General features: G+C 46.0%; 3 protein-coding genes. All 3 read left to right on the top strand.

Annotated features, from left to right (window positions below; translation table 11 throughout):
- Positions 1 to 903 precede the first annotated feature (903 nt).
- Genes C5O23_RS03090 through C5O23_RS03080 form a run of 3 tightly spaced genes read left to right on the top strand, consistent with a single transcriptional unit; the run spans position 904 to position 6,210 of the window.
- Positions 904 to 1,899 (top strand): efflux RND transporter periplasmic adaptor subunit, encoded by a 996-nt coding sequence (locus C5O23_RS03090; protein ID WP_161553537.1) that lies wholly within the window; start codon positions 904 to 906, stop codon positions 1,897 to 1,899.
- A gap of 21 nt (positions 1,900 to 1,920) precedes the next feature.
- A complete protein-coding gene (locus tag C5O23_RS03085) occupies positions 1,921 to 5,004 on the top strand; it encodes an efflux RND transporter permease subunit (protein ID WP_107031493.1) in 3,084 nt (1,027 codons plus the stop codon).
- A 27-nt stretch (positions 5,005 to 5,031) separates the two neighbouring features.
- Positions 5,032 to 6,210 (top strand): TolC family protein, encoded by a 1,179-nt coding sequence (locus C5O23_RS03080; RefSeq protein WP_107031492.1) that lies wholly within the window; start codon positions 5,032 to 5,034, stop codon positions 6,208 to 6,210.
- Positions 6,211 to 6,233 lie beyond the last annotated feature (23 nt).

Raw genomic sequence — 6,233 nt, 5'->3', positions numbered from 1 at the left:
TGAAAAAAATAAGATTTTGATACCAGAATAACTCTTTGATATACAGACATGGAAAAATTACCCGATTCTCAATGAACCGGGTAAGGGAAGATATGCTATTTATTTTAGGTTAAATGAAAGAGCCGTGATAGATATATACATCTATACTGAACCAAACCAATAAATATATGCTGGGCAAAAGAGAAAAGCCATTATCTGATTTTCTTTTTACCAGCCCCGATATCTATCTACATACTGACCGCCGAAAGAAGAAAACCGAGGCAAAAGAATAGAACTAAAAATAACTAACACCTGCAAATTAAACTTAAATACTTACTATTCTCTTGTACTAAATTTCTCAATTAGTACATATTCAGTACACATAATTTTAGATTGTCATCTATACATCAATTAGTTAAGTGCAATACATCGGAACAACGGATGTCTATGACATTGCATAATTGCGCCGTAAACACCTGAAATTTATAGTGTATTGTATCGATTAATTCTTGTCAATCGCTTTACCTGTTGCATTGTCGATCTCGAAATCTGCGTGACATATAGAATTGTGCTTATTATGGTGGTCATGAACGGTTGCATTTGCCACAAGTATCTATTTTGGGACCGTCTGCAATTTTGCAAGGTTTATCCGAGATTCTGCAACATTTCTTTGATGTGTCATTGCTACCTTTGTGGCAACTTCTGATACCGTGGTTCTGGATTTATCGGCTCATGCCAGAACCGATGTTCAATGAAAATTTTTCGAATACAATGCTTTTTAAATTATCAAAACCAGTTGCACCCTCTTTACTGCTTTTTGCGACAGCCGTATTTGTTTCTTGCTCAGGCCATAATCATTCTGATGGCCATTCTGCTGAGGCGGAGGGTCATGAGCACAAGCATGACCATACGGGCGAAATCGTGATGTCTCCTTCTGATGCCCTTCGGTTTGGAGTGAAATCAGAGGCGATTGAGAAAGCTCCTTTTGCCGAAGTTGTTAAAGCTGTCGGCGAGATTCTTCCGGCATCGTCTGACAGAGCGGTTGTCAGTGCTCCCACATCAGGAATTGTGAGGCTTGCACGAGGCATTGAACTTGGCAAGAGTGTGCGTTCCGGTGAGCTCATAGCTTCCGTTTCGGCCAAAAATGTCAGTGGCGGAGATATTAATGAAGCTGCCAAAGCGAATTTTCAGGCTGCAAAACGTGAACTCGACAGGCTCGAACCGCTTCTTAAAGAAGGCATAGTAACCAAGAAGGATTATAATGAGGCTTTACGAGCCTATGAAGAGGCAAAAAGTGCTTTCAGCCCGGTTGCGGCTGGCGGAAGTGCGGTTGCCGGTATTCCAGGCGTGATTTCAGAACTGTCGGTCAATGACGGAGCTTATGTGGAAGCAGGCCAGACTATTGCCGTGATAGGGCGTAATTCCCGTTTGACATTGCGGGCTTTGCTTCCTTCCGCAGAGGCAGCCTTCCTCCCGAAAGTTGCCACAGCCAATTTCAGACCTTCGCGAGGCGGTGAGATGGTGTCATTGGCTGATCGTAATTGCACAATCCTGTCATCATCGCCCACAGGCACTACTTTACCGGGCTATGTTGCAGTGTATTTTTCGTTTGACAGTAATGGAGATGTTGTTCCCGGTATGCCTGCCGAAGTCTATCTGATTGGAACAGACAAGGCTGAGACTCTGGCAGTGCCTGTCGGTGCGGTGTCGGAACAGCAAGGCGAGAATTTTGTATATGTAAAGGTTGATGACCATGCCTATAAGAAACAGCCTGTGACTCTGGGGCGTAGTGACGGCCGTAGAATTGAAGTGCTGTCAGGAGTCAATGACGGGGACTCTGTAGTTACTTACGGTTCGACATTTGTCAGGCTGGCAGAAACCTCTACTGTTGTTCCGGAAGGTCATTCACATTCTCACTAAATAATCAGGTTTTATTCGGTTATGCTCAACAGAATAATTAGATTTTCGCTTGACAACCGTCTGGCGGTTGTTGTGATTTCAGCTTTGTTGCTCATCTACGGAGCAATTGTATTGCTTCGTACTGAAGTCGACATATTTCCTGATCTGAATGCTCCTACGGTCGTTGTGATGACTGAAGCCCCAGGCATGGCACCGGAAGAAATCGAACGGGTGATCACTTATCCGGTGGAAACTTCGGTTAATGGTGCCACTGGTGTCCGTCGGGTCCGTTCGGCTTCGGCTACCGGACTTTCGTCTGTATGGGTCGAGTTTGACTGGGGTACTGATGTCTATCTTGCCCGTCAGATTGTAGCGGAAAAGCTCTCTGAAATAGAAGGGGCACTTCCTCCGGGTGTAGGAAAGCCGACGCTTGGCCCGCAGTCGTCCATCCTTGGCGAGATCATGATCATCGGGTTGACGGCTGATTCGATAACATCTGCGGAAGAACTGCGCACTATAGCAGACAGCCGCATCAGGCCGAGACTGCTGTCGCTTTCAGGCGTTTCGTCTGTATCAGTGATTGGTGGTGATGCTCGCGAATATCAGATTTTGCTTGATCCTGCCTCAATGCAGCAGTTTGGTGTCACTCTGACAGCAGTGCGTGATGCTGTAACACTGATGAACAGCAATGCTTCCGGCGGAGTGATTTATCAGCACGGCAATGAATATATAATAAAAGGAGATATCGCTACTTCGGATCTTGATAAAATCGGCAATACGGTTATTCTTACGAATGATGCCGGTATGCCGGTCAGGCTTTGTGATATAGCTGAAATGAAAGTAGGTGCGGCGGAGCCTCGTTTAGGCACCGCCTCGGTCAATGCCACTCCGGCCGTATTGCTTACTGTAACAAAGCAACCGGCAGTAGGTACGATAAACCTGACAGAGGAAATCGAGGACTGCCTGGGACAGTTGCAGAAAACAATGCCGTCTGACGTGGTTGTCAACACTGATATTTTCCGTCAGTCGGAGTTCATATCTACCTCTATCAGCAACTTGCAGGAGGCATTGTTTATCGGAGCGATATTCGTGATTGTTGTTCTGTTCTTCTTCCTGATGAACTTGCGCACGACTGTCATATCGCTCGTGGCTCTACCATTGTCCATTATTGTTACCGTGCTTGTCTTGCATTGGCTGGGTATGACGATCAACACAATGAGTCTTGGCGGCATCGCCATCGCTATAGGCTCATTGGTGGATGATGCGATTGTCGATGTAGAGAATGTCTACAAACGGCTTAGAGAAAACCTTAAAAAAGGACAATCAGTCATATCTGTGATTTATGAAGCGTCGAAAGAGGTGCGTCTGCCGATTTTCAATTCATCGTTGATAATCATGGCCAGCTTCCTGCCGCTGTTCTTCCTTGACGGTATGGAAGGCCGAATGCTCAAACCGCTTGGTATCTCATTTATTGTAGCTTTGATAGCATCAACAATAGTGGCACTGACAGTTACCCCTGTGCTTTGCTCATTCCTCCTTGGCAGTAAAAAGGCCATGCAGGCTCTTGACAGAGAACCGAAGTTTTCGCGGTGGCTTCGTTCTGGATATGACAAAGCTCTTGCCTGGTCATTCGGCCATGTGAAATCCATTTTCATAACCACCGGGCTGTTGTTGCTGGTTGCTATTGGGATTTTTTTCTCTCTCGGCCGTAGTTTCCTGCCTCCATTCAATGAAGGGTCGCTTACTATAAACGTCAGCACTCTTCCGGGAATTTCGCTTGAGGAGAGTGACCGTCTCGGTCGGGAAGCGGAAAAAATAATACTTTCTATGCCTGAAATTTCATTGACGGCCCGTAAAACCGGGCGTGCCGAACTTGACGAGCACTCTCTCGGTGTGAATGTCTCAGAAATTGAGGCCCCTTATAAACTTGATCACGGCCGGAGCCGTGCGGAACTTCTTGCGGATCTTCGCCATGAACTTTCTCATTTGCCCGGTGTCAACGTGGAAATCGGGCAGCCCATATCCCACCGCATTGACGCAATGCTTTCAGGCACCGAAGCTCAGATTGCAATAAAAATTTTTGGTGATGACCTTCAGCGCTTATATAATATAGGTAATGAAATAAAAAGTCATATTGCTTCTGTTGACGGGGTTGTCGATGTGAATATCGAGCAACAGGTGGAGAGACCTCAGCTTGACATCCGCCCCAGACGAGACATGCTTGCATATTATGGGGTGACCATGCCTGAATTCGCCGATTTTATCAATATCGCACTTGCCGGAGAAAAAGTGTCGCAGGTATATGAAAACGGGTTTCCCTATGATCTCACTTTGAGGATGGCTCCGTCAAGCAGGTCTACGATAGAGGATATATCCGCATTGGCCATTGATACTCCAAAGGGCAAGGTGCCGTTGAGTGAAGTCGCTGACATTGTGTCGGCCACAGGCCCGAACACTATTAACCGTGAAAATGTGAGCCGCAGGATTGTAGTCTCTGCTAATGTCGCTGACCGCGATCTGAAAGGAGTGGTGGATGATATCCGGACTGAGATTGATGAAGAAATAAAATTGCCGGAAGGTTATTTTATCAGCTATGGCGGACAATTTGAAAATGAAGCTAAAGCAGCCGGAACCCTTGCTCTGGTATCAGTCATAGCACTCGTCATAATATTTTTGTTGCTTTACGGCCAGTTCCATAGCGCTACTCAGTCAGGGATCATACTTCTGAACATGCCCCTTGCCATAATAGGCGGAGTTTTTCTGCTGAGACTGACAACAGGCGAACTTAACATCCCGGCTATAATAGGCTTTATCTCGCTGCTTGGAATCACTACCCGCAACGGTATGTTGCTGATGTCGCGCTACGATCAGTTGCGTCAGGAGGGCGTCGGTTTGATGGAGCGTATCCGTCATGGCTCTTCCGACCGTCTGAACCCGATTCTTATGACGGCCCTGAGTTCAGCTCTTGCGCTGATTCCACTCGCAGTGAACGGTGATAAGCCGGGCAATGAGATACAGTCGCCATTGGCCATTGTGATCCTTGGCGGTTTGCTAACCTCGACAATACTTAATATCTTTGTAGTCCCGTTAGTATATTATTATTCTCAGTGCAAAAAGGAAAAATAGTTTAAACATTGATATTAAGATATATAGATGAAATTTTCAATATCGTTGATGGCCTTGGCCCTCTCAGTGTGCTCTGCCTCGGCTTCAGATTTTGACAAGGTTCTGAATACAGTGGTGTCAAATAACATGGCTCTGAAATATGCCGATGCTGAAAATCAGGCGGCAATAGCGTCACTGAAGTCTGAAAATACCCTTGACGCTCCGGAAATCGGATTTGAAAGTCTATGGGGGGCAAAAGGAATCGGAGACAAACGCAATTTCTCGATCTCTCAGGGGTTTGACTGGCCGGGTGTATATGCTGCCAGACGTGAGGCTATACGCAAATCTCAGACTGCTATGCAGTATCTGCAGGAGTCTGCAATGATTGAAGCGCGTCAGGAAGTGCGTCTGCTTCTGATAGATATAATTTATACAAAGCAGCGTATCGCCGCTACAGAAAAAATCTGTGACGGGCTTGCGTCTCTACAGAAAACGTTCAAAAAAGCTGTCGATGAGGGCAATGAGACAAAACTCGACTATAATAAGTCTGTGATTGGAAAAATCGCGGCAGAAAGAGAATTGAAAACATTGCGTGGAGAATATGCTGCGATGCTTGCCTCTCTGCGAGCTCTGAACGGAGGCAAAGAAGTTGAAGATCTTGTAGCTTCAGTCGGAGATGCTTATCCGGAGGTGAATCTTGCGTCTCTTCGCCCGGATGTGGAAAATCTGCGGGCAAAAGATCCGGCGATAGCGGCCATGAAAGCTGATGCTGAAGTTCAGAAATCATTGCTTAAAGTCGAGAAGCGGTCCTTGCTGCCGGGCTTTACTCTCGGCTATAGTCATGAATGGGAGATGGGCGACAGATTTAATGGATTTTCTGTCGCAGTAAGTCTGCCGTTCATTACTGGTAATAAAAAAGTGAAAGCTGCCCGCCTGCAGGCCGGAGCTGCTGAAATGCAGCAGGAAATGGAACTGATACGTCTGTCGGCTGCTATGTCAGGTGACTACGAAAAGGCTCTTCAGTACCGTGAACTTCTTGATCAGTATGAAGATGTCATGAATGACAATTCCGATTTCGAACTCTTGAAAAAGGCTTTTGATGGTGGACAGATTAATTTTCTGACATACATGCAGGAACTTAATTATTTCCTTGCCGCTCGTCGTGATTTTCTTGAAACGCTGTATAATTATAATTGCGCGGTAGCTCGTCTTCAGCGTTATAACTGACAAATAATATTTTGAATTGATCT

The organism is Duncaniella muris, from assembly GCF_003024805.1.
In the GTDB taxonomy this organism is placed as follows: domain Bacteria; phylum Bacteroidota; class Bacteroidia; order Bacteroidales; family Muribaculaceae; genus Duncaniella; species Duncaniella muris.
The sequence above is the reverse complement of the archived record's forward strand: the minus strand, read 5'-3'. Positions and strand labels throughout refer to the sequence as shown.